Source organism: Candidatus Competibacter denitrificans Run_A_D11, assembly GCF_001051235.1.
In the GTDB taxonomy this organism is placed as follows: Bacteria; Pseudomonadota; Gammaproteobacteria; order Competibacterales; family Competibacteraceae; genus Competibacter_A; species Competibacter_A denitrificans.
This window is the reverse complement of record NZ_CBTJ020000002.1, coordinates 1-23,601: the sequence shown is the minus strand read 5'-3', so window position 1 is coordinate 23,601 and position 23,601 is coordinate 1. Positions and strand designations below refer to the sequence as shown.

At 61.2% G+C, this 23,601-nt stretch carries 18 protein-coding genes; 11 read left to right on the top strand and 7 right to left on the bottom strand.

Annotated elements, in window-relative coordinates; genetic code table 11:
• Positions 1-143: 143 nt before the first annotated feature.
• From BN873_RS01215 to BN873_RS01200, 4 genes are all read left to right on the top strand, one after another.
• Entirely contained in the window at positions 144-1,949 is a 1,806-nt protein-coding gene (locus tag BN873_RS01215) for a vWA domain-containing protein (protein ID WP_082161020.1), read from the top strand.
• Between the two features lie 114 nt (positions 1,950-2,063).
• Positions 2,064-2,627, top strand: coding sequence for an RNA polymerase sigma factor (locus BN873_RS01210; protein ID WP_048670137.1), 564 nt, complete (start codon positions 2,064-2,066; stop codon positions 2,625-2,627).
• Entirely contained in the window at positions 2,624-3,400 is a 777-nt protein-coding gene (locus BN873_RS01205) for a hypothetical protein (RefSeq protein ID WP_048670136.1), read from the top strand. Before BN873_RS01210 ends, BN873_RS01205 begins: the two co-directional genes overlap by 4 nt.
• Positions 3,397-4,032, top strand: a complete 636-nt coding sequence (locus BN873_RS01200; RefSeq protein WP_048670135.1) for a DNA-J related domain-containing protein — start codon at positions 3,397-3,399, stop codon at positions 4,030-4,032. The genes BN873_RS01205 and BN873_RS01200 overlap by 4 nt, the downstream gene beginning before the upstream one ends.
• A gap of 72 nt (positions 4,033-4,104) precedes the next feature.
• On the opposite strand, the gene BN873_RS01195 is transcribed toward BN873_RS01200, so the two are convergent.
• Positions 4,105-4,473, bottom strand: a complete 369-nt coding sequence (locus BN873_RS01195) for a response regulator (RefSeq protein ID WP_048670134.1) — start codon at positions 4,471-4,473, stop codon at positions 4,105-4,107.
• Between the two features lie 230 nt (positions 4,474-4,703).
• Between BN873_RS01195 and BN873_RS01190 the strand changes: the two genes are divergently transcribed.
• From BN873_RS01190 to BN873_RS01175, 4 genes are all read left to right on the top strand, one after another.
• Positions 4,704-5,261, top strand: coding sequence for a DUF2760 domain-containing protein (locus BN873_RS01190; RefSeq protein ID WP_048670132.1), 558 nt, complete (start codon positions 4,704-4,706; stop codon positions 5,259-5,261).
• The gene (locus tag BN873_RS01185; protein WP_048670131.1) at positions 5,258-7,099 is read left to right on the top strand and encodes an Hsp70 family protein; all 1,842 of its coding nucleotides are present in this window, start codon (positions 5,258-5,260) and stop codon (positions 7,097-7,099) included. Before BN873_RS01190 ends, BN873_RS01185 begins: the two co-directional genes overlap by 4 nt.
• A 38-nt stretch (positions 7,100-7,137) precedes the next feature.
• On the top strand, positions 7,138-7,770 hold the full coding sequence (locus tag BN873_RS01180) for an FMN-binding negative transcriptional regulator (RefSeq protein WP_048670130.1): 633 nt from the start codon (positions 7,138-7,140) through the stop codon (positions 7,768-7,770).
• 131 nt (positions 7,771-7,901) lie between these two features.
• On the top strand, positions 7,902-10,583 hold the full coding sequence (locus BN873_RS01175) for an Hsp70 family protein (RefSeq protein WP_242434340.1): 2,682 nt from the start codon (positions 7,902-7,904) through the stop codon (positions 10,581-10,583).
• Positions 10,584-10,588: 5 nt separating this feature from the next.
• On the opposite strand, the gene BN873_RS01170 is transcribed toward BN873_RS01175, so the two are convergent.
• The 6 genes from BN873_RS01170 to BN873_RS01150 form a co-directional block, all read right to left on the bottom strand.
• Positions 10,589-13,717 (bottom strand): efflux RND transporter permease subunit, encoded by a 3,129-nt coding sequence (locus BN873_RS01170; RefSeq protein WP_048670127.1) that lies wholly within the window; start codon positions 13,715-13,717, stop codon positions 10,589-10,591.
• An 11-nt stretch (positions 13,718-13,728) separates the two neighbouring features.
• A complete protein-coding gene (locus BN873_RS01165) occupies positions 13,729-14,874 on the bottom strand; it encodes an efflux RND transporter periplasmic adaptor subunit (protein ID WP_102046980.1) in 1,146 nt (381 codons plus the stop codon).
• Between the two features lie 48 nt (positions 14,875-14,922).
• Positions 14,923-16,083, bottom strand: a complete 1,161-nt coding sequence (yqhD, locus tag BN873_RS01160; protein WP_048670125.1) for an alcohol dehydrogenase — start codon at positions 16,081-16,083, stop codon at positions 14,923-14,925.
• Positions 16,084-16,107: 24 nt separating this feature from the next.
• Positions 16,108-17,040, bottom strand: a complete 933-nt coding sequence (locus BN873_RS01155) for an NADP-dependent oxidoreductase (RefSeq protein ID WP_048670203.1) — start codon at positions 17,038-17,040, stop codon at positions 16,108-16,110.
• Positions 17,041-17,048: 8 nt separating this feature from the next.
• Positions 17,049-17,249 (bottom strand): hypothetical protein, encoded by a 201-nt coding sequence (locus BN873_RS20265; protein ID WP_171820391.1) that lies wholly within the window; start codon positions 17,247-17,249, stop codon positions 17,049-17,051.
• A 442-nt stretch (positions 17,250-17,691) separates the two neighbouring features.
• Positions 17,692-18,594 (bottom strand): Fic family protein, encoded by a 903-nt coding sequence (locus tag BN873_RS01150; protein ID WP_048670123.1) that lies wholly within the window; start codon positions 18,592-18,594, stop codon positions 17,692-17,694.
• Positions 18,595-18,712: 118 nt separating this feature from the next.
• On the opposite strand from BN873_RS01150, the gene BN873_RS01145 reads away from it, so the two are divergent.
• The 3 genes from BN873_RS01145 to BN873_RS01135 are packed head-to-tail and all read left to right on the top strand — an operon-like array spanning position 18,713 to position 23,493.
• Complete coding sequence (locus BN873_RS01145; protein WP_048670122.1) at positions 18,713-19,807, top strand: efflux RND transporter periplasmic adaptor subunit; 1,095 nt, start codon at positions 18,713-18,715, stop codon at positions 19,805-19,807.
• Complete coding sequence (locus BN873_RS01140) at positions 19,804-22,950, top strand: efflux RND transporter permease subunit (protein ID WP_048670121.1); 3,147 nt, start codon at positions 19,804-19,806, stop codon at positions 22,948-22,950. Before BN873_RS01145 ends, BN873_RS01140 begins: the two co-directional genes overlap by 4 nt.
• A 9-nt stretch (positions 22,951-22,959) precedes the next feature.
• The gene (locus tag BN873_RS01135) at positions 22,960-23,493 is read left to right on the top strand and encodes a YgjV family protein (protein ID WP_048670120.1); all 534 of its coding nucleotides are present in this window, start codon (positions 22,960-22,962) and stop codon (positions 23,491-23,493) included.
• Positions 23,494-23,601: the final 108 nt, after the last annotated feature.

The following is a 23,601-nucleotide window of genomic DNA, read 5'->3' as shown; positions in this document are numbered from 1 at the left end:
GACCTTGCGCGGAGGTTCCGTTAATGGGCGAGATAATGGGCTAGGGTAACGTAAACGGCAAGCTGATGGCGCATTGGTTAACCCCATTTTGGTGACGATGGCGTTTATAGCGCATGAACTTGAACCCATACGAGGTCTCGCAGATGTCAAAGCCAATCAGCATAGTGTGCGTATTATACGTGGTAGCGTTACTCGGTGGTTGTTCGCCCAGTAACCCGTTGCCAGTAGCCGGCAAAGCGGCAGATGAGAAGCCGGCTGTCTCCAATACAGTCCAGGAACCAGCAAAATCTGCTGATAAAGAAGCGGCGCCGCCACCACAATCGGTGCCCGCAGGTGTTACGTCCCCGGCCCCCAGCGCTCCGGCACTGGTCGGCGCCGGTCTTGAAAAGCGTGCCCAAGAAGTGAAACAGTCTACCGTTGCTGTTAGCGCAGCCCATCAAGCGCCCGCCAGATCGGCGGAATTGGATGCCTTGCGGCCACCGAGTCAACCGACCGACCGGGAGAACTACGCTCAGATCGAGGAAAATCCGGTCAAGCGGGTGGCTGAACAGCCAGTGTCTACCTTCAGCATTGATGTCGATACCGGTTCCTATGCCAATGTTCGCCGTTTCCTGAACAGTGGCCGTTTGCCGCCACGCGCTGCGGTGCGCATTGAGGAGATGATTAATTATTTCGATTACGACTACCCGGCACCCGCCAGCCGCCAGCCGCCGTTTCAGGTCAGCACCGAGCTGGCATCGGCCCCGTGGAATCCGAAGACGACGCTGTTAGCCATTGGGATCAAGGGGTATCAATTACCGCAAAATCAGTTGCCGCCGGCTAATCTGGTGTTCCTGATCGACGTATCCGGTTCAATGAATGCACCTGACAAGCTGGAACTGCTCAAGCCAGCCATGAAGTTGCTGATCAAACAATTGCGTCGTGAAGACAAAGTGGCGATTGTTGTTTACGCCGGAGCGGCCGGGATGGTGCTGGAACCGACACAGGGCAATGATAAAGCCAAAATCGAAGCGGCCATCGACCGCCTTGCCGCTGGCGGTTCCACTAATGGCGGCGCCGGCATTCAATTAGCCTACGCACTGGCCCGACAAGGCTTTATCGACCAGGGCGTCAATCGGGTGATTCTGGCCACCGACGGCGATTTCAACGTCGGCACAGTCAATTTCGATGCGCTAAAGGAACTGGTGGAAACTCAGCGCAAGAGTGGAATCGCCCTGACCGCGTTGGGGTTCGGCACCGGCAATTACAACGACCGCTTGCTGGAGCAATTGGCGGATGCCGGTAACGGCAATTACGCCTACATCGACACCTTGCGGGAGGCCAACAAAGTATTGGTCGAACAGATGAGTGCCACGCTGTTGACCATTGCCAAGGATGTCAAGATTCAGATTGAATTCAATCCGGCGCTGGTCGAGGAATACCGGCTGATCGGCTATGAAAACCGCGTGTTGCGGCGGGAAGACTTTAATAATGATGCAGTCGATGCGGGTGACATCGGTGCGGGTCACACGGTCACGGCTCTCTACGAAATCGCCTTGAAAGGGAGCGGTGGCAGCCTAACCGAACCGTTGCGCTACAGCGGTACGATGGCAAATCCAGCGGAGTCCGCGCGTGGCGATGAAATCGCGTTCTTGCGCTTGCGTTACAAGCAACCCGACAGCGATGCCAGCCAGTTGCAGGAGTGGCCGATCCAGCGAGGACAATTAGCGGAGAAGTGGCAAGCCACCAGTGAGCGGTTCCGTTTCGCGGCGGCGGTCGCTGGCTTTGGCCAGTTGCTGCGTGGTGGGCGCCATACTGCTTCGTTCGGTTACGATGAGGTGCTGGCCATCGCCCGTGGGGCGCGCGGTGAGGACCCCTTCGGTTATCGGGGCGAGTTTCTGACGCTTGTTAGCTTGGCTCGCTCACTGGACGCAGGCAAGGCCGAGGGAGGGCCTCAGGCCATCCGTTGAGCAGATTGCCAGGGTCTCGCCAGGAAAGCACCCCTGGGCATGAGGATCAGTGATGGCGGGAAAATCGCTGGATGGCTTCCCCGTTACCGAGTGGACGGGTAAAGTGCCGTCCTCATGCAAGCCGATAACGACACCGACGAGACCCTCATGCTGCATTACCGCGATGGCGATTCTGGCGCCTTCGCTCGGTTGTACACCCGCCATAAAGGGCCGTTGTACCGCTATCTTTTGCGCCAATGCGGCCCCGTAGTCGCTGAGGAATTATTTCAAGAGGTCTGGCTGAAGTTGGTGGCAGCCCGCGCTGGCTACACTGTGCAGGCCAAGTTCACCACTTGGCTGTACCGGATCGCCCACAACCGGTTGGTGGATCATTATCGAGCTAGCGCGCGGGGCCTGCCGCTGTCTTATGCGGATGACTGCCCGGAATGGGCGCACATTCCCGGCCCGGAAGGCGCTCAGCCTGAAGTTTGGGATGATCGCCGGCGCCAAGCGGAACGCTTGCTGGCGTTGTTGGCGGAATTGCCCGAAGCGCAGCGCGAGGCGTTGTTGCTCAAGGAAGAGGCCGGGCTATCGCTGGAAGAGATCGCACAGGCGACCGGCACGGGTCGGGAAACCGTCAAGAGCCGTTTACGCTATGCACTGGCCCGTTTGCGGCAAGGTTTGGGAGGGGCGTCATGAACGAACAACCCGACGCACTGCACGACGAGCACCTGTCAGCCCTTTACCGTGCCATCCCCCAGGTCGAGCCGCCAGAGTGGCTGGATCGGCGGATTCTGCTGGCGGCTAAAGCGACCGTTCAGTCGTCTGCACCACGACCAGCGGCTATCGTGCCGAAGCGACGCCCGTCCCGCTGGGCGGTACCATTGGCCCTGGCTGCGACCGTGGTGTTGAGCGTGGGGGTAGTACGGCTGGTGCGCGAGTCAGGCGAGTTGGCGACAGCGCCATCGCTGGAATCCGCCCAAGTGGTGACAAGTTCTGCTAGCCCAGCTAATGCTGAGCCATCAGGGGCTTCTCAGGCCCTATCGGCTGAGGAAAAGGCACAGCCGCGAGCGGCTGCATCGGCCCCATCTCCGTCCGCACCGGCTACAAGTCCCATAATCTCACCGTCTTTGGCGCCGCCTGCCCCTCTAGCGGATCGGCTGCTGCCCGCCGAGTCGTCCGCGCGTCCTGCTGATGCAAAGCCCACCGGATCAGGCCAGCCCCCATCTTTTTCCCGGCAGATGAAAGAAACGGAGAAACTGGATGAAGCGCCGGCCCGCGCCCGTAAAGAACGCTCTAAAACCGAAGAGAAGCAGCTATTCCGAAACTCTCCAGAGCGCTGGCTGCGGGAAATTGCCGAGCTGCGGCGTCAGGGTGAGACGATGAAAGCGGAAGCCGAATGGTTGGAATTCAAACGCCGTTATCCACATTATCCGCTTGATCCGTCGGAGGCGGACTCCAACAAGCGATGAGCGCCGACTTCGTGCCAGTGCCTGCCGCCCTGATAGAGCTTGAGCGGCACCTGTTGGCATTTCTGGAGGCACATCCGGCTGGCCTGAGCGAATACGAGCTATTGAAGCGACTGCGTGAGCAAAATGCGCTGTTTGCCGACTTTAACGCCCGCGAACCGCTGAGCCTGTTTCGCAGCCATTTTTTGCTGTTTCATGCCCTGTACCGCTTGCGGGATCGGCTGTGGTTAGAGCAGCGCGGTCAATTGCAGATCGATCCATTGCAAATTGTGCTACTGCCCAGTAGACCAGTCGAGCATGTTGCCGACCGTACAAACGTTCTCGCGCCTTACGACGGCCTGGGGGTTTGGTATGGCGATCTGGAGCGTGGGGCAGCCGTGGCCGGGACCGATGTGCGCGAATGGCTGAATCAGTTTGAAAAATCCCGGCAGGCACTAAACCAACGGCAAGCTGCTTTGGCTGAACTGGGGTTGCAAGACCCGGTTGATGCAACCGCCATCAAGCGGCGTTACCGCTGGCTGGCGATGCGACACCATCCCGACCGAGGCGGCGACGGTGTGCGTTTGCGCCGAATCAACGCGGCGATGGCGATACTGAAAGCCGCTGCGATACGACCCGCCTGGCCAGGGCGCTAAGCGGATTGCACGCCAGGGCCAGGAGAGGCCAGGGGATCGGGGCTTGATGAGGCAAGACCCATTGCACGTCGTTCATGTCTTGGGCAGGAAGGGCTTAATGGTCTCCATAAGGATAGCTTCTTCCACCGGTTTGGTGACGTAGCCTTTAGCGCCTTGCCGCTGTCCCCAGATTCGATCCGTTTCCTGATCCTTGGTGGTACAGATGACCACCGGAATATGGCTGGTGGATGGATTTTTGGTGATCTGCCGCGTGGCCTGGAAGCCATTGACGCCCGGCATCACCACATCCATGAGGACCAAATCAGGCAATTCCGCTTCGGCCACCACGACGCCTTCGGAGCCGTTTTTTGCCGTTATCACCTCGTGCCCATTTTTTTTAAGAATTTTAGTGAGACTCATGGTCTGCGTGGGTGAGTCATCGACTATCAGTATGCGGGCCATGCTGCCACTCCTGGAGTGCTCTTGCGTATCTCATTTGTACGACCTTACCGGCATCGGAGCGATCAAACGATTCCGCGCCAGCCTGAAAAATTTAGCCGATCTTTGCCGGTTTCACCAAACACATCATAAGCGAAATACGGTATTTCGGGGATGGTTTTGAAGTGGTGGGCGACTTGCCGACGCATGATAGGATACAGGATCGGTGAACGGGTTTCGCGGGAGTTTGCTTTATGAATGATTCACAACCGGGTTTTTTTGCGCGGCTGGCCTTGGCGCTGCGTGTGTTCGGGCGAATTTTAGGCGATGGGGCATTTGCTGGCAGCGTGTTGCGGCTGGATCGAGGCGAATCAAGCGTGGTCGCCGCGCCCTCGCTGGCAGAGCCACCCAAGCCGGCACCGCTACGGGAAACATTGCCCGAATCCGCTTTACAGTTTTTGACCCTGCTACAACAGGAAGGCCGCTTCGTCGATTTTCTGGAGGAGAACGTGACGGCCTATTCCGATGCCGAGATCGGCGGCGCGGCTCGCGTGGTGCATGAAGGTTGCCGCAAGGCGTTGCGCGATTATCTGCAAATCGAACCGATCCGGCCTGAAGCGGAGGGCGCGCGGTTGACGCTGGCCGCTGGGTTCGATCCGGCGACGGTACGCTTAACGGGTAATGTGGTCGGCCAGCCGCCGTTTACCGGTACTTTGATGCACCGGGGTTGGCGAGTCGCGCAGATCACCTTGCCAAAACTGGCTGAAGGTCACGATGTCCGCATTCTGGCCCCGGCGGAGGTGGAGCTATGAGCGAGGCCCGCTATGCGGTCGGCATTGACCTGGGAACTACCCACTGTGTGATGGCGGCGGTGGATTTGACTGCCGAGGAACAGGATGGCACGGTGCAGTTGACCGTGCCGGTGCCACAGCTTACCGCGCCCGGTGCGGTGGAAGAACGGCCGATGCTGCCCTCCTTTCTCTATCTGCCGCATCCCGATGAATTGAAGCCGGATGACCGCATTCTGCCATGGGGCCAGCCGCAGCCCTTCGTGATCGGTGAGCTGGCGCGGACCATGGGTAGCCGCACGCCGATTCGGCTGGTGGCCAGCGCTAAAAGCTGGCTCTGTCATCCCGGAATTGACCGGCGTGCGGCGATTTTGCCGGTGGAAGCACCGGAGGAAGTCCAGCGCGTCTCGCCGCTGCAAGCCTCAATCCGTTATTTGGAACATTTGCGCGCTGCCTGGGATCAGCAGTATCCCGACTACCCGCTGACCGGACAGGATGTGATTTTGACCGTACCCGCGTCCTTCGATCCGGCGGCGCGCGAGCTGACCGCCGAAGCGGCGGCGGCGGTCGGTCTGTCGCGGCTGGTGCTGTTGGAGGAGCCACAGGCGGCGCTCTATCACTGGATACTGGCGGCGCAGGGCGAGTGGCGCAAGCAGGTGAAGGTCGGCGACATTATCCTGGTGATCGACCTCGGCGGTGGCACCGCCGACTTCTCGCTGATCGCCGTGACCGAACGCGACGGCTCGCTGGAACTGGAGCGGGTGGCGGTCGGTGATCATATCTTGCTGGGCGGCGATAACATGGATTTGGCGCTGGCCCACGCGGTTCGCGTCAAATTGGTGGCCCAAGGCACCCAACTCGATCCCTGGCAGTTGCAGGGCATCACCCACGGCTGCCGGAGCGCCAAGGAAACCCTGCTCAGCGATGCGAAGGCGGAGGCCGTGCCGGTGGTGGTGCCGAGCCGAGGCTCCAAACTGATCGGCGGTACCCTGCGCACCGAGCTGACCCGCGCGGAAGTGGCTCAAAATCTGGTGGAGGGCTTTTTCCCGGCGGTGGACGCGGCAGCCCGGCCAGCCAGTCGGGCGCGGGCGGCTTTGACCAAGTTGGGTTTACCCTACGCGCAAGATCCGGCGATGACCCGCCATCTGGCGTCGTTCCTCGCCCGGCAAGTCGGCGCGACCCGCGATCTGGCCGGTTTCGAGGATCGCCTACCAGCCGATGCGACTTTCCTGCATCCGACCGCTGTGCTGTTCAACGGGGGGGTATTCAAGGCGCAGCCGCTGCTGGAGCGGACCTTGAAGGTGCTGAACGATTGGTTGGCCGCCGAGGATGCACCGCCGGTGCGCCTGCTGGAAGGAGCCGATCTCGATTTGGCGGTGGCGCGTGGTGCGGCCTACTACGGTTTCGTGCGGCGCGGGCGTGGGGTGCGGATTCGCGGCGGCACCGCCAAGTCTTATTACGTCGGTGTCGAAAGCGCCATGCCAGCGGTGCCGGGAATGGAACCGCCCATTGAGGTGCTGTGCATCGCGCCGTTCGGGATGGAAGAGGGGACGCAAGCCGAACTGCCGCCGCAGGAAGTCGGGTTGGTCATCGGCGAGCCGGTGCGCTTTCGCTTTTTCGGTTCATCGGTGCGGCGGACTGATCAAGTGGGCGCGGCGCTGGAGCAGTGGGCGCCGGAGGAAATCGAGGAACTGGAGGAAATCGAGGCAACCTTGCCCGCCGAAGGCCGCCAAGTGGGCGATGTGGTGCCGGTACGGCTGCGCGCTGCGGTCACCGAGGTCGGCACACTGCGGCTGGAAGCGGTGCCACGCGACGGTTCTGAAGGCTGGAAGGTCGAATTTGATGTGCGCGGGGAGAGTTGAAGCCATCATGATCCACTGGCTATCTGCCGGAGCGGTTTATGTACATCCCCAAGCATTTTGATGAACCGAAAGTCGAGAGATTGCACGAGTTAATGCGGGATCAACCCTTGGCTACTCTAGTCACTTTTTCGTCACATGGACTTAATGCCGACCACCTACCCTTGCACCTTACGGAAACATCGAATTCCCTTGGCACACTACGTGGCCATGTTGCCCGTGCCAACCCGCTCCGTAGTCATTTGGGTGAACATGCTGAGGTTCTGGCGATCTTTCGGGGTTCGGACGCCTATATCACGCCGTCGTGGTACGCGACTAAGGCCGAAACCGGAAAGGTTGTGCCGACTTGGAACTATGTCGTTGCCCATGCCTATGGGACGTTGCGATTTCTTGATGATGCTGCGTGGTTACGCGCTCACCTCGAAGCTCTGGTCACCCATAATGAAGCTGCATTCGATAAACCGTGGCAGCTATCGGATGCCCCACATGACTTTATCGAGAAGCTCATCGGAGCGGTGGTCGGCATTGAAATCACTATCACTCGATTATTGGGTAAGTGGAAAGTCAGCCAGAATCAGCCTTCAGAGAACAAAATGGGTGTTATTAACGGTCTTCGGGAGAGCGGGACCGCAAAAGCTTTAGACATGGCCGATTTGATCGAGAGGGCTAATTGATGGGTTTATGCATCGATTCGGGATCTTGGCAAGGCACTATGATTGCCCCTTCCCCCAAGGATTGACCCATCGCCCACCAACGCACCCCCCGTTACCTCGTTGGCATTGACCTTGGCACCACCCATACGGTGGTGGCCTACGCCGACCTGAAAGCCGCCGGCGCGGCGATCCGACTCTTTCCCATCCAGCAACTGATCGCGCCCGGCGCGGTGGCGGCACGACCGCTACTGCCCTCGGTGCGCTATCACCCAACCGATGGGGAACTGGCGGCGGCGGATGTGCGGCTACCGTGGGATTTCATCGACCCCGGCGCGGTCCCGGATGTGGTGTTGGGGGAACTGGCGCGTGAGCGGGGTTCGCGCACGCCAGGCCGGTTAGTGGCCAGTGCCAAGAGTTGGCTATCCCATGCCGGGGTGGACCGCATGGCGCCGATCTTGCCTTGGGGCGCGGCGGAGGGTGTAGCGCGGGTATCGCCGGTCATGGCGACCGCCAGTTATCTCGCGCATCTCGCCGCTGCCTGGAATCACCACTTCCCCCGTTATCCGCTGGCGCAACAAGATGTGGTGCTGACTGTACCGGCGTCGTTCGATGAAGGGGCGCGGGTGCTAACGATTGGCGCGGCGCGACTGGCTGGATTGCCGCAATTGCGGTTGCTAGAGGAACCACAGGCGGCGTGCTACGACTGGCTGTACCGACATCGCGCCGAGGTAGCGACCGATCTCAGCGACGCCCGACTCTTGCTGGTCTGCGATGTGGGCGGCGGCACCACCGACCTGACGCTGATCCAGATCGAATCGGGCGAGGCCGAGCCACGTTTGACCCGGATCGGCGTGGGTGAGCATTTGATGCTGGGCGGCGACAACATGGATTTGACGCTGGCACGCACGGTCGAAGCGCGGCTGGGTGGCGCGCGACTGAATGCCGGGGAATTGTCGCAACTGTTGCAACAATGCCGCAACGCCAAGGAGCGATTGCTGGCGGCAGATGCTCCAGCACAAGTGGCGGTGACGGTGCTGGGCGGTGGTGCCCGACTGATTGGCGGTGCGCGGTCGGCCGAATTGAGCCGCGATGAGGCGCGAAGTTTGCTGGTGGACGGGTTTATGCCGTTGGTCCAGCCGACGGAGCGGCCGCAGGGACGGCGCGCGGCAGTCGTCGAATTCGGTTTGCCCTATGCCGCTGATCCGGCCATCAGCCGCCACCTGGCGGCGTTTTTTAGCCAGCACACCGACGTTGTTCAGCAGGCGTTGGGCGAGACTGCGGCCGACCGCGCCGCGATTCCAGACGCTATCTTACTCAACGGCGGCGTTTTTCATGGCTCAGTGCTGGCGGATCGCTTGCTGGAACTGCTGTCGGATTGGCGCGGCGCACCTTTGCAGCGCCTGGATAATCCCGAACCCGATCTGGCGGTAGCGCGCGGCGCGGTTGCCTACGGGCTGGCCCGGCGCGGTCAGGGGGTACGGATCGGCGGCGGTTCGGCGCGCAGCTATTTCCTGCTGATCGATGCCGACCGCGACCGCAAGCAAGGCGTTTGTCTATTGCCGCGCGGCGCGGAGGAGGGCAAACCGATCCGGTTGGAGCGCACATTCTCCTTGCGTCTTGGCGCCCCTGTGCAGTTTCACTTGCTGTCCTCGACGAGTGATAAGGTCTATCAGCCAGGTGAGGTGGTGACATTGGTGGCGGAGGTTTTTACCCCATTGCCGCCCATCGCCACGGTCATCGACAGCGAGACGACCGGGGAAGTCCCGGTGCAACTGGTCACGCAATTGACCGAAGTCGGCACGCTGGATGTGGAATGCGTGGCGGTCGATGAACCGGCGCGGCGCTGGCAATTGGCCTTCCAGTTGCGCGGCAGCGATACGGCGACGCTGGCCCGCCTGCATCCGCGTTTTTCGGAGGCGGCGGCGCGATTGGAACGCTTCTATGGTGCGCGCGCGCCCGATGTGGAACAGAAAGAAATCAAGGGGCTGCGAGCTGAGTTGGAGCGGTTGCTCGGCAAGCGTGAAAGCTGGGAAACCCCATTGCTGCGCGAGCTGTTCAGCGTGCTATGGGCGGGTGCGCGACGGCGGCGGCGGTCGGCGGAGCATGAACGGTTATGGTTTAGCCTCACCGGCTATTGCCTGCGGCCGGGTTTTGGTTATCCGCTGGACGATTGGCGAGTCGGGCAATTGTGGGCGCTCTACGAACAGGGTGTGCAATATGGTCAGGATGCCCAGAATCGCTCGGAATGGTGGACCCTGTGGCGGCGGGTGGCCGGTGGTTTGGATCGAATTGCGCAGTGGCGTCTGAGTGATGATCTGATGGCGGAACTGCGGCCGCTGACTGGCAAGGCGGCAAAAGATAAAACGCCGGGCATCGACGATATGGCGCGGCTGGCCGGGGTGCTGGAGCGGTTATCGACGCCGCGAAAAATTAAACTTGGCCAGCTTTTACTGGAGCGACTGGCGCGCAAAGGCGAATCGCCGCAGCTTTGGTGGGCAGTCGGTCGGCTGGGGACGCGGGTTCCCGCTTACGGCAGCGCCCATGATGTCGTGCCGGCGGCGACGGCGGCGGCCTGGGTAGAACAGGTGCTGGCGCTGGATTGGCGCGCAATCGCACCCGCGCCGTTTGCGGCGGCTTTGCTGGCGCGACTCAGTGGCGACCGCGAGCGCGATTTGGATGAAGCCTTGCGGGCGCAGGTCAGCCAACGGCTACGCGCCGCCAAAGCCCCGGCCTCTTGGCTGCGAATGGTTGAGGACGTCGTGGAGTTAGACGAGGCCGATGCAGGCCGGGTGTTCGGTGAAACCCTGCCGCCGGGGTTGCGGCTGGTGGGCTGAACCATCTACTTTCCCGAACTGTATTTCAGCGTTGGGGCGGCGATTGGCTGTTGGGAGTTGTTATCCACTCTTGCGGCGCGACCCGCCAACCGATCCATATATAGGTAAATCACCGGCGTCAGGTACAACGTCAGCAATTGCGACACCACCAGACCGCCGACCACCGCCAATCCCAACGGTTGCCGCACCTCCGCGCCCGCGCCCAAGCCCAGCGCAATGGGTAGAGTGCCGACCAGCGCCGCCATAGTGGTCATCATGATCGGCCGAAAGCGAATCAGGCACGCTTGAAAAATGGCCTGATCGGGGGCTATGCCGTCGTTGCGCTGCCGATCCAGCGCGAAGTCGATCATCATGATGGCGTTTTTCTTGACGATGCCGACCAGCATGATGATGCCGACGAAGGCGTACAAGCTGAGATCGATCTTGAACAGCAGCAAGGTCAGTAACGCCCCCAATCCCGCCGAGGGCAGACCCGACAGAATGGTCAGCGGGTGGATGAAGCTCTCGTACAGAATGCCCAGCACGATGTACACCACCAGTACCGCGACCAGCAGCAGGATGCCGAGGCCCTGCAAGGAATCCTGAAATGCCTGGGCGGTGCCTTGCAAGCTGGTGTTGAGCGACACCGGCAAATTCAATTCGGTTTCGAGCGCCTTGATCCGATCCACCGCCGCGCCGAGCGAAACGCCGGGCAACAGGTTGAAGGAAATCGTCACCGAAGGCAGTTGGCCTTGATGGTTCACAGTCAGCGCTTGGGTCTTGCGCGCCACCGAGACCACGGTATCCAGCGCCACCAGCGCCCCATTGCTGGAACGCACGTAAAGCCGCGCCAGCGACGCCGGATCGGCCTGAAATTCGGGGGCCAGTTCCAGAATGACCTTGTACTGGTTGGTCGCGCCATAAATGGTGGACACCTGACGGGCGCTGAAGGCATTTTGCAATGCGTCCTCGACTTGGCCGAAATTTAAACCGAGCGCGGCCAGTTTGTCCCGATCCACCGCCACCGCCACCGCCGGGCTCTGGTTGTTGAGGTTGCTGGTCACATCCACGAAGCCCGGCAATTGCCGGAAGCGGCCGACCAGGGTTTCCGTCCAAGTATAAAGTTCTTCTAAATCAGTGTCCTGTAAGGTGTATTGATACTGGGAAGCGGTACTTTGACCGCCGATGCGGATCGGCGACGGATTGCGCAGATAGACGTTGATGCCGGGGATGACCGCCAGTTTGGGCCGCAACGCTTGAATCACCTGCTCGGCGGACAGCGTGCGTTCGCGCCGGGGTTTCAGGCGGATGAACATGCTGCCGGTGTTGGCGGTAGGCCGGGGGCCACCCGCGCCGACCGACGACATGAACGCCTCGACGTTCGGGTCTTGCGCCAGGATCGCCGCAACGGCTTGCTGTCTCTCCACCATGGATGCGAAGGAGGCGTCCTGCGCGCCTTCGGTGGAGACGGTGATCTGGCCGGTATCGCCGCTGGGCAGAAAATCCTTGGGAACCAAGCCATACAACCACACCGTCGCCGCGAGGGTCAGCACGAAAACCATCAGCACCGTGCGCGGCCAGGCCAGCGCGCCGCGCAGCGTGCGCTCGTAACTCGCCAGCAGGCCGGCGAAAAAGCGCTCGAAGGCTTGATAGATCGCGTTATGTTGGCGCGGGTCGCTGTGTTTGAGATAGCGGCTGCACAGCATCGGGGTCAGGGTCAGCGAGACGAAGCCGGACACCAGAATCGCGGCGCAAATGGTGACCGCGAATTCGTGCAGCAGCCGACCCACGATCCCGCCCATGAACATCACCGGGATGAAGACCGCAATCAGCGATAAGGTCATCGAAATGATGGTGAAGCCGATCTCCTTCGCACCGAGGATCGCCGCCTGAAACGGAGCTTCGCCGCGCTCGATGTGGCGGACGATGTTTTCCAGCATCACGATGGCGTCGTCCACCACGAAGCCCACCGCCAGGGTCAGCGCCAGCAGCGACAGGTTATCGAGGCTATAGCCGAGGATGTGCATGGCCGCGAAGGTGCCGATGACCGAGATCGGCAGGGCCAGACTGGGAATCAGCGTCGCCGACAGATTGCGCAGAAATAGCAGGATCACCAGAATCACCAACACGCCAGCGAGAATCAGAGTGAATTGCACGTCGTGAATCGACTCGCGGATCGATTCGCTGCGGTCGTAGAGGATTTTCAGCTCGATGGAGGCTGGCAGCGTCGTTTGAAAAGCCGGCAGTACCGCCTTGATGGCGTCCACGGTGGCGACGGTGTTGGCCCCCGGCTGACGCTGGATCGCCAGCACGATAGCCCGCCGGTCCACGTACCAACTGGCCACCTTGTCGTTTTCCACGCCGTCCAGCACCGTGGCGACCTCGTTCAGCCGCACCGGCGCGCCGTTGCGATAGGCGACGATCAGCGGGCTATAGGCGGCGGCGGTTTCCAACTGGCCGTTGGTCTGGATGGCGACGCTCTGGCGGGGGCCGTCGAAGGTTCCGACCGGCTGGTTGACGTTGCTGTCCCGAATGGCTTGGCGCAGTTCGTCCAGACCGATGCCGCGCGCCGCCAGCCCATCCGGGTCGGCCTGCACCCGCACCGCGAATTTCTGCGAGCCGAAAATCCGCACCTGCGCCACCCCGGTGATGGTGGACAGCCGCTGGGCCAGCATGGTTTCGGCGTATTCGTTGACCACCGACAGTGGCAGGGTCGGCGAGGACATGGCAATGAAAAAAATCGGTGAATCGGCCGGGTTGGACTTGCGGAACGACGGCGGCGACGGCATATCGGCCGGCAACTGGCGCAGCGCGGTGGCGATGGCCGTTTGTACGTCCTGGGCGGCGGCATCGATATTGCGATCTAGCGCAAATTGCAGGGTGATCGAAGTGGAACCCTGAGCGCTGGTCGAACTCATCGAATCCAGCCCGGCGATGGTCGAGAACTGGCCTTCCAGCGGGGTCGCCACCGCCGCCGCCATGGTTTCGGGCGACGCGCCAGGCAAGGAAGCGGACACCGAGATGGTGGGAAAATCGACGCTCGGCAATTCGCTGACCGGCAAGGCGCGGTAGGCGATGACGCCGAAAATCAAAAATGCCGCCATCAGCAGGGTGGTCATCACCGGACGATGGATGCACAACTCAGGCAGTTGCATCGCGCTTGGCCTCAACCGCCGCCGGCTTTGATTTGCACTTTCGCGCCCGGCGTCAGCCGCAACTGGCCGTCGGTGACCACGGTTTCGCCCCCGCTCAAACCCTGTCCGATCACCGCCGTTTCGGCTTGCCGCAGGGTGACGGTGACGGGGCGGGTCTCGACCGTCTCATCCGTTTTGACCACGAAGACGAAAGCGCCTTGCGGCCCTTGCTGGATGGCGATGGCCGGCACGGTCACAGCGGCGGCGAGGGTGTCAAGGGTGAGGTTGATGTTGAGAAATTGGCCGGGCGTCAACGCCTGGGCGTCGTTCGCCACGGTGGCTTTCATTTGAATCGCGCCGGTGGTCGGATCGACCGCGTTATCGAGAAAGCGCGCCTCGCCGGGGAAGGTCTGTTCGCCATGACCGGGAACGGTGACGACCACCGGCAAAGCGCCCGACCGCAGCGCCGCGCGCAGCCGGGGCAGGTGGCGCTCGGGAACGCTGAAACTGACATCAAGCGGCCGCACCTGATTCAGGATCGCCAGCGCGGTGTCGTTGGCTTTGACGGTCGCGCCGGGCGACACCAGCCTGGCGCCGATCACGCCGGCAAACGGGGCTTTGATCGTGGTGTAACTCCGTTGCAGTCGAATCACGTCCGCTGCCGCCTGGGTGGCTTGCACCGTGGCGTTCATCGTATCGACGGTCACACGGGCATCGGCCAGTTGCTGGTCGGAAACGAAACCGCGCCCCTTGAGCGTTTGTAAGCGCCGCACATCGTTTTGCGCTTTGGCCAGTTGCGCCCGGTCGCGCGCCAGATTCGCCTCGGCCTGTTGCAAGCGGGCGTCAAAATCGGCGGGATCGAGCCGCGCCAGCACCTCGCCCGCTGTGACGGTTTGCCCCTCTTTGAATGGCAGAGCGGCGATCTGGCCATCGACCCGCGCCTTGAGGGTGACGCTCTCGTGCGCTTCCGCCCGCCCGACCAGTTCCAGGATCAATGGCACATTCTTGACTGTGGCCGGTGCAACTGTGACCGGCGGGGCGGCGCGGGCCGGCTTTTTGGTTTCGGCCGCCGTTCGGGGATAACCATAATGGAACACCGCGCCCCCGACGGTGAGGGTGGCTAGGAACAAAAGGAGCGCGGTGGATTTTTTCAGGGGCTGGCCTCTAGCGATAAACATCGCCCCACGTCCCCCCTCCCAGAGGGAGAGGATTTTTTTCGTATAGCCTCAAGCCGCCACACTCAGTTCCAGCACCTTGCGGCTGGTGGGTAGATCGATATCCCCGTATTCGCCGAGCTTGGTCAACTCATGCCGCTCCAGTTGGGCCACCAGGGCCGGCACGGCGTCGGCCTTGATGCCATAGTCGCCCAGATAGGTATGCACCCCCATCCGCTCGAAAAACTCGCGGGTCTTGGCGATGGCCGCGTCGATCCGCCCGTCCTCGTCACCGTCGGTGAGATTCCAAACGCGGGCGGCGTATTGCAGCAGCTTGGCGCGTTTCTTATCGCGCTTCACCTGCATGACGCTCGGTAAGACAATCGCCAGCGTTTGCGCGTGGTCCAGACCGTGCAAGGCGGTGATTTCGTGGCCGATCATGTGGGTCGCCCAATCGCCCGGCACGCCCGCGCCAATCAGCCCGTTCAAGGCCATCGTGGTACACCACATGATATTGGCGCGCACGTCGTAATCATCCGGCATCGCCAGCGCCTTGGGGCCTTCCTCGATCAACGTCAGCAGCAAGCCCTCGGCGAAGCGATCCTGAATCGGCGCGTTGACCGGATAGGTCAGATACTGCTCCATGATGTGGGTGTAGGCATCGACCACGCCGTTACCGATCTGCCGAGGGGGTAAGGTAAAGGTGGTGGTCGGATCGAGCACCGAAAAGCGCGGGTAGACCAGCGGGTGCATGAACGCCAGCTTGTCGTTGGTGGCGCGACGGGTGACGACCGAACCACTGTTCATTTCCGAGCCGGTGGCGGGCAGGGTCAGCACCGATCCCAGCGGCAGCGCTGTTTCGATGCGGCCGCGATTGGCCAGAATGTCCCACGGATCACCGACGAAGGGAATGGCAGCGGCGATGAATTTGGTGCCATCGACCACCGAACCGCCGCCGACCGCCAGCAGAAAATCCACCTTTTCCCGCCGGGCCAGTTCGACCGCTTTCATCAGCGTTTCATAGGTCGGATTCGGCTCGATACCGGCGAACTCGAACACGGTGCGACCGGCTAGCGCCGCCATGACCTGATCGTAAACCCCGTTTTGCTTGATGCTGCCGCCGCCGTAAGTGAGCAAGATACGCTGATCCTTGGGAATTTCCTTACTGATGGCGGCAATCTGGCCCTTGCCGAACAGGATTTTGGTCGGGTTGTAAAAACTGAAGTTGAGCATGGCGCGAGTTCCTAGAAGGATGAATCAGTCGGCGACGTGGAGCACGATCTTGCCGCGCGCGTGGCCGCCCTGGCTGATGGCGTGCGCTTGGCGGGCGTCGGACAGCGGCAGGGCGGTGTGAATCAGTGGCTTCATTTTACCGTCGTCGATCAAGCGGCCGATGGCGGTGAGTTGTCGGCCATCGGCATGAATGAAGACGAAGGCGCGGCGCAGGCCGCGTTCGGCGGCGATTTCCTTTGATGGTGGACTGACCACCGATACCAAAATACCGCCTGGTTTCAATACCTGCCACGAGCGCTCTTGGGTGTCACCGCCGATGGTATCGAACACCACATCTACCTCTTTGACCACCTCTTCAAAACGAGTTCGGGTGTAGTCGATAAACTGATCGGCGCTGAGTTCGGCCACCAGCCCGGTGTTGACCGCCGAGGCGGTGGCGATCACCCGCGCGCCTTTGGCCTTGGCCAGTTGCACCGCCAGGCTGCCGACCCCGCCGGCGGCGGCGTGGATCAACACCGTTTGGCCGGCCTGCAACTGGGCGGCATCCACCAGCGCTTGCCAGGCGGTCAGCCCGGCCAGCGGCACGGCGGCGGCGTGGATGTGATCGAGCGTCGCCGGCTTATAAGCGGCTTCGCTGGATTTGACGGCGATGTATTCCGCATAGCCGCCGTCGCGTTCGATGTCCGGCCGGACATAAACTGTGTCACCGATCTTAAAATCAGTCGCTTGCGGGCCGACTTCGACCACTTCGCCGGACACATCCCAGCCAAGCGTCAGCGGTAATTGATGTTTCAATACGCCTTGCAGATAGCCTTCCCGAATCTTCCAATCGACCGGGTTGACCGCCGCTGCCCGCACCTGAATCAGAATATCGTCGGGTTGGAGCCTGGGTATCGGTACGTTTTCGTAGTGCAATACGTCGAGTCCGCCATAGGCGTGAATGCGCACGGCTTTCATGGTCAGGGTCATAGTGTTTGATGACTCGTGGGGTGATCAGGGTGGAGAGAATCGATGATTCCAGCGCCAGCACCAGGCGTTTGCCGAGTGCCGCCGCTGCGCGTTCCAGTTGGCGCAGGGTAGGGGAGTGACGGGGGTTTTCCAGCCGCTGCGCTGCGGGCTAATTCGGCCAGCGAGCGGTCGCCGCGCGCCCGACGGATCAGCAGCATCGTATTTGCCGTGGGCTGGAACCGGAAAAACTGTGCCACCTTTCATCATGACTGATGGCTGCCGTTGATCCGCGCCAGCGTCCAGCCGGCGGCTTGCAGTTTTTGACGACCTCATTCCCGTTCATGATGGGGAATCTCTATCCTTAATGGTATATCCATTGGCCATATATTTTGCAATGGGTCTAATAAGCCAAACCGACTAAAGACCTCTTCGACTGGCTATTGATTGTGCAGGCGCCGGTCGTGGACATGACTCTGGCTGGTGGCCATTCAACCGGTTAGCCGGTTGCTGACGCGGAGGGTACGCTTGAGTGCTTTGAGTTCGTGGGCCGCGAACAGTGGGAGCCAGCCAGCTACAGGGGTACGCTGGAGCATGGGAGCCAGACCCCGAAAAGCTGTAGCTGAAGCAAGCGGGTGAACATCCAATAGACGGTACAATCGTTTAAACCGTTCCAAACCGCTCCAAATCACTCTGCACCGTTTGGAGCGTTTCAATCAACTGACTCGCCATGAACTGAATAAAAGGCGTAATGTCGCCTTGATCAGCGATTTCCAGCGTCTCCAAATAAGTTCGTTTTTGTTCGCGGCGGATGACGGCCGGAAAGAAGCTCGCCTTGAGCAGAATCAGATTCATCAGAAGACGCGCCCCCCGTCCGTTGCCATCATCAAAGGGATGGATACGCACCAGGTGGTAGTGCGCTACCCCCGCTCTCACAATGGGGTGAACTGGCTGGTCGCCGTTGATCCAGGTAACCAGGGTTTGCATTTGGGGGGCTACCTGTTCTGGAACAACATACTGATGCAGGGTGCCGTCCTGCTGGAGAACGTGATTGGGCAACCGCTTATACTGTCCGGCGTGAACCGTCTTGCTGACGGCTTGCCCGGCCGGGGTCCGCGCCGGGGTCTGTAAAACGCCATTGAGAAGCAGCGCATTCACTTCTTTGAGCAATCCCTCACTGATCGGCCGAGCGTTCGCCACGACATCGAAAAGAAGATCAATCGCTTCCGCGTGATTCCTCGCATCCAGAAAATCCTTGAACGGTTTCCCTTCAACCGTCAGCCCTTCCTGCAAAAAAAACAGGGTATCGCCCCGATTTAGGGTCGAGCCTTCAATAGCGTTACTGTGGTAAGTCCAATCGACACGCATTTTCTCCAGTATTTTTGACCAAAGGTCAGATTCAGGATGGAGACTGGCTTTGCCCGCATCGATCCGGCGCTTCAAATCATCGGCCAGCGCCAGAAGCGCAATGACGGCTTCAGGGTTTTGACGTGGATATAAAGCGCTGTCAACATCATCTTCTACGGATGATTCTGAAGCATGGATTCTATGTTCTGGTGGTTTCATGTCGTAGGTAGCCAGGCATTGCTTGCTTAAGCGTATTCGATGACCATTAGCACATCATTCTGCTAAGGTCTTGCGATGTTTTCTACCTTACCTGGTTTGACTCAAAAGGCGGCGCTCCGTGCGACATAACGCGGTTTTCGCTCTGCTGGCTGTTGCTTTGACGCTGGTCGCTTGCAACAAGCCCGATCTGCCGCCTCCCGCCGCAACGGTGCGCCCGGTATTGGTGCAGGCCCTGCAAGCGGCGAGTACGACACCAATCCTTTATTCCGGCGAAGTGCGCGCCCGTCATGAGTCGGATTTGGCCTTCCGGGTTCCCGGCAAGATCGTGGCCCGGCTGGTTGATGTCGGTGCGCGGGTCGAGCGCGGTAAAATCCTGGCCCGACTCGATCCCGCCGATCTGCAACTCAACGCCCAGGCCGCCAAAGCACAATTGGCGGCCGCCGAGAGCGATTTAAGCCTCGCGGAAGGCGAGCAGGTGCGTTACGCCGCCTTGCTGGAGCGCAAGCTGATCTCACCATCAGTCTATGACGCCAAAGCCACCGTTTATAAAGCCGCCAGGGCCAGGCGCGATCAATCGAAAGCGCAACTGGCCGTGATCGACAACCAGGCCGAGTACAGCACTTTGACCGCCGATCACACCGGTGTAGTGACGGCGGTGCTGGCCGAAGTCGGGCAGGTGGTCGCTGCCGGTCAGCCGGTCTTCAAGCTGGCGCGTCCCGACGAACAGGAAATCGTCATCAATATTCCCGAAGGGCGGGTGGCCGAACTCCGGCAGGCAAAGGCGATGACGGTGACGCTGTGGGCGAAACCGGAACTGCGTCTGTCCGCAGAGTTGCGGGAACTGGCCCCGGCGGCTGATGCTGCGACTCGTACCTATGCCGCCCGTATCCGGTTGCTCGCCGCCGATCCGGCGGTGCGGCTGGGCATGACCGCCCAGGTGATGGTGCAGCCCGCCGCGTCCGATGGTCAGTTGCTGGTGCCGCTGACGGCGGTGGTGGAGCACGGCGCGGGGCCAGCAGTTTGGGTGGTGGCGGACGGCAAGGCGCAGCGCCGACCAGTCACCATCGGCCAATATCGTGAAGAAGGCGCAGTGCTGGCCAGCGGCGTCCAGGCCGGGGAATTGGTGGTGACGGTCGGCGCCCATAAGCTCGTTCCCGGCCAGGCGGTGCGACCGGTCATGCAGGATACCGCCTCCGCCGGAACACGGCCGTGACCGGCTTCAACCTGTCGGACTGGGCTATCCGCCATCGGGCGCTGGTCGGTTATTTCATCGTCGCCGTGGCGTTGATGGGCGTGTACGGCTATCAGCATCTCGGTCAGGCCGATGACCCGCCGTTCACCTTCAAGGTCATGGTGGTGCGCACGCTGTGGCCGGGCGCGACCGCCCAGGATGTTGAGCAGCAGGTCACCGACCGCATCGAGAAGAAATTGCAGGAAGCGCCCCACGTCGATCACCTGGTCAGCTATTCCCGACCGAGCGAATCGGTCATTTTATTCATGGCCAAAGATTCCGCGCCGCGCTCGGTGATTCCCGAAGTGTTCTATCAGGTCCGCAAGAAAGTCGGCGACATCCGCCAGAGCCTGCCCGCCGGGGTGGTGGGGCCGTTTTTCAACGATGAATTCGGCGATGTTTACGGCAACATTTATGCGGTGGTCTCCGATGAATTGAGCGATGCCGCCCTCAAGCAGTACGCCGACGGGGTGCGCGATGCGCTGTTGCGGGTCAAGCAGGTCGCCAAAGTCGATCTGTTCGGTGAGCAGGATGAAAAGATTTATCTGGACATCGCCAACGCCAAATTGGCCACACTGGGCCTGGATCTCAACACCGTCATTCAAGCCTTGTCCCGCCAGAATGCCATCGCCGGGGCCGGCTTTTTCGAGACCGCCACCGACCGGATTTATCTGCGCCCCAGCGGCGGCTTCGACACCGTGGCCGCTGTGCGCAATACCGTAATCCGGGCCGGTGGGCGGCAATTGCGCATCGGCGATCTGGCCGAGGTGCGGCGTGGTTCGGTCGATCCGCCCGCGCCCCGGGTGCGCACCGGCGGCCAGCGCGCCATCGCCATCGGGGTGGTGATGACGCCCGGCGGCGACATCATCCAGCTTGGCCGCGAACTGCGGGCCGAAATGCAGCGCTTGCAGAACCAACTGCCGCTGGGCGTGGACTTGCAGGAAGTGGCCAGCCAGCCGGAGGTCGTGAAGCGGTCGATTGATAATTTTGTGAAAGCCCTGGCTGAAGCGGTGCTGATCGTGCTGGGCGTCACCCTGTTCAGTCTGGGGGTGCGCACCGGTTTGGTGGTGGCGCTGTCGATTCCGCTGGTGCTGGCGGCGACGTTTCTGCTGATGTGGTTTTTCAACATCGGCCTGCACAAGATTTCGCTCGGTTCGTTAATTCTGGCGCTGGGCCTGCTGGTGGATGATGCCATCATCGCGGTGGAAATGATGTGGGTGAAGATGGAAGAAGGCTGGGAGCGGGCCAGGGCCGCCGCCTTCGCCTACACCAGCACCGCCGGGCCGATGCTGTCCGGCACGCTGGTGACGATGGCGGGCTTTCTGCCCATCGCCACCGCCCGTTCCGCCACCGGCGAATACACCGTGTCGATTTTTCAGGTCAACGCCATTGCTCTGCTGCTGTCGTGGCTGGCGGCGGTGGTGGTGATTCCGTGGCTGGGTTACGGCACGCTGCCCGATCCCCGCGCCCCGCATAAGGCCCGATTACTGACCCGCTGGTGGCGACGCGCCCACCATCAGCCGGTTGAAACCGTAGTAGCGGGCGTCCACAGCGAATACGAGGTCTACCACACCGCCTTCTATCGGCGTTTCCGGGTGGTCGTCCAATGGTGTGTGGCGCAGCGCTGGTTCGTCATTACCGTTACCGTCGCCCTGTTCGTGCTGGCGATTGTCGGTTTCGGCTCGGTGCAAAAGCAGTTTTTTCCGGTATCAACCCGGCTGGAATTGATGATCGATTTACGCCTGCCGGAAGGTTCCTCACTGAAGGCGGTCGATACGGAAGTCCATAAACTGGAAGCGATTTTGGCCAAAGAGCCGGGCATCACCAACTTCGTGGCCTACATCGGCTGGGGTGCGCCGCGTTACTACCTGGGGCTGGATCAGCAGTTGCCAGCCACCCGTTACGCCCAGTTTGTCATTCTGACCGAGGATGTGCCGGCGCGCGAGGCGTTGCGGGCACGGCTGATCCAGTTATTTGAAGACGATTTTCCCACGCTGCGCGCCAACGTAACCCGCGTCGAAAACGGCCCGCCGGTCGGATTTCCGGTGCAGTTTCGGGTATCCGGGCAGGATCTCGCCCCACTGCGTGGCGTGGCCAACGCCATAGCCGACGTGATGCGCGGCAATCCCCATCTCAGCAACGTGCATCTGGATTGGGAGGAGCAATCCAAGGTGATCGGCGTTGAGATCGACCAGGATAAAGCCCGGCTGCTGGGCGTGAGCAGCCAGGAAGTCGCGCAGATGCTCAATACCTTGCTGACCGGAATGCCGGTTACCAGCTACCGCGAGCGGGATAAAGCCATTGAGGTGGTGTTGCGGGGCGATGTCGCTGCGCGCACGCAACTGGCCTTGCTGGACGATCTGACGGTGCCCACAGCCAGCGGCAAAAGCGTACCGCTGGCGCACATCGGCCGGATTCAGTACCGCTTTGAGCCAGGCGTGATCTGGCGGCGCGACCGGCTGCCGACCATCACCGTGCGCGCCAATGTCTACGGCACCATTCAGCCCGCCACGGTGACCGCGCAAATCGAGCCGCTGCTGGCCCCGATCCGCGCCCAATTGCCGGCGGGATTTCGGCTGGAAACCGGCGGCACGGTGGAGGAAGCAGCCAAGGGGCAGGGATCGGTCAATGCCGGTATTCCGCTGTTTGTGCTGGTGGTGCTGACGGTGTTGATGATCCAGTTGCAGAGTTTCTCGCGGGTAGTGCTGGTGGTGTTGACTGCCCCGCTGGGCCTGATCGGGGTGACGCTGTTTTTGTTGCTGTTCAACCAGCCGTTCGGCTTTGTCGCCATGCTCGGCACCATCGCGCTGTTTGGGATGATCATGCGCAATTCGGTGATTCTGGTTGATCAGATTCAACAGGACATCGCCGCTGGTCGCAGTCAATGGGAGGCGATTGTCGAATCCACCGTGCGCCGGTTTCGGCCGATTGTGCTGACGGCAGCGGCGGCGGTGCTGGCGATGGTGCCGCTATCGCGCAACGCTTTTTTCGGGCCGATGGCGGTGGCGATCATGGGTGGGCTGATCGTCGCTACGTTGCTGACGCTGCTGTTTTTACCGGCGTTGTATGCGGCATGGTATCGGGTGCGGCGGGTGGAAACCGTTCCGGCGGATTCGAGCCATTAGCGACCCGATATGCGTGCTTTAGCGGACTTGTTCGCGGCCAACCCGCTGGCGCAATCGGTCGGCTTGCTGGCCTTCGGCCTGGGCATTTTGACCTTCGCCCAGCGTAGCGACCAGCGTCTGCGCGTTTTCCTAACGGTGTTCTGTGCCGTGATCGGCGGCCATTTTCTGCTGCTCGGTACCCCTTCCGCCGCGTATGCCGCCTGGTTGAGCGGCGTGCGCAGTTATGTTTCCGTGCATACTCGCCATGTCGCGGTGATGGGCTTTTTTCTGGTGGTGGTCTGGGTGATGGCGATTCCGACCATTACCCGACCGGTGCAATGGCTGGCGGTGATCGGCGCTACCCTGGGAACCTGGGCTTTGTATCGGGAGCAGGGGATTCGGATGCGGGTGGTGATTCTGGGGGGAACCGCGTGCTGGCTAATCCACAATATCGCGGTCAGTTCCATCGGCGGGGTATTGATTGAGAGCTGCTTTCTGGTGGTGAATAGTCACACCATTTTTCGCTTGTGGCGGCAGCGGAACGCTTCAGCGCCCTCACCCTGACCCTCTCCCAGAGGGAGAGCAACTGTGTTGTCATCTCATGGCCTGCACTCTGCGGGAGGCTGCCAAGGGGAGTTGGTCTTGAGGATGGCATTGAGGATGGTCAACAAT

Coding starts and splice junctions, on each gene's coding strand:
- BN873_RS01150 (WP_048670123.1), bottom strand. CDS start 18,594: ATGAAACCACCAGAACATAGAATCCATGCTTCAGAATCATCCGTAGAA.
- BN873_RS01135 (WP_048670120.1), top strand. CDS start 22,960: ATGCGTGCTTTAGCGGACTTGTTCGCGGCCAACCCGCTGGCGCAATCG.
- BN873_RS01210 (WP_048670137.1), top strand. CDS start 2,064: ATGCAAGCCGATAACGACACCGACGAGACCCTCATGCTGCATTACCGC.
- BN873_RS01200 (WP_048670135.1), top strand. CDS start 3,397: ATGAGCGCCGACTTCGTGCCAGTGCCTGCCGCCCTGATAGAGCTTGAG.
- BN873_RS20265 (WP_171820391.1), bottom strand. CDS start 17,249: ATGCTGCTGATCCGTCGGGCGCGCGGCGACCGCTCGCTGGCCGAATTA.
- BN873_RS01155 (WP_048670203.1), bottom strand. CDS start 17,040: ATGAAAGCCGTGCGCATTCACGCCTATGGCGGACTCGACGTATTGCAC.
- BN873_RS01165 (WP_102046980.1), bottom strand. CDS start 14,874: ATGTTTATCGCTAGAGGCCAGCCCCTGAAAAAATCCACCGCGCTCCTT.
- BN873_RS01195 (WP_048670134.1), bottom strand. CDS start 4,473: ATGGCCCGCATACTGATAGTCGATGACTCACCCACGCAGACCATGAGT.
- BN873_RS01215 (WP_082161020.1), top strand. CDS start 144: ATGTCAAAGCCAATCAGCATAGTGTGCGTATTATACGTGGTAGCGTTA.
- BN873_RS01205 (WP_048670136.1), top strand. CDS start 2,624: ATGAACGAACAACCCGACGCACTGCACGACGAGCACCTGTCAGCCCTT.
- BN873_RS01170 (WP_048670127.1), bottom strand. CDS start 13,717: ATGCAACTGCCTGAGTTGTGCATCCATCGTCCGGTGATGACCACCCTG.
- BN873_RS01180 (WP_048670130.1), top strand. CDS start 7,138: ATGTACATCCCCAAGCATTTTGATGAACCGAAAGTCGAGAGATTGCAC.
- yqhD (WP_048670125.1), bottom strand. CDS start 16,083: ATGCTCAACTTCAGTTTTTACAACCCGACCAAAATCCTGTTCGGCAAG.
- BN873_RS01185 (WP_048670131.1), top strand. CDS start 5,258: ATGAGCGAGGCCCGCTATGCGGTCGGCATTGACCTGGGAACTACCCAC.
- BN873_RS01190 (WP_048670132.1), top strand. CDS start 4,704: ATGAATGATTCACAACCGGGTTTTTTTGCGCGGCTGGCCTTGGCGCTG.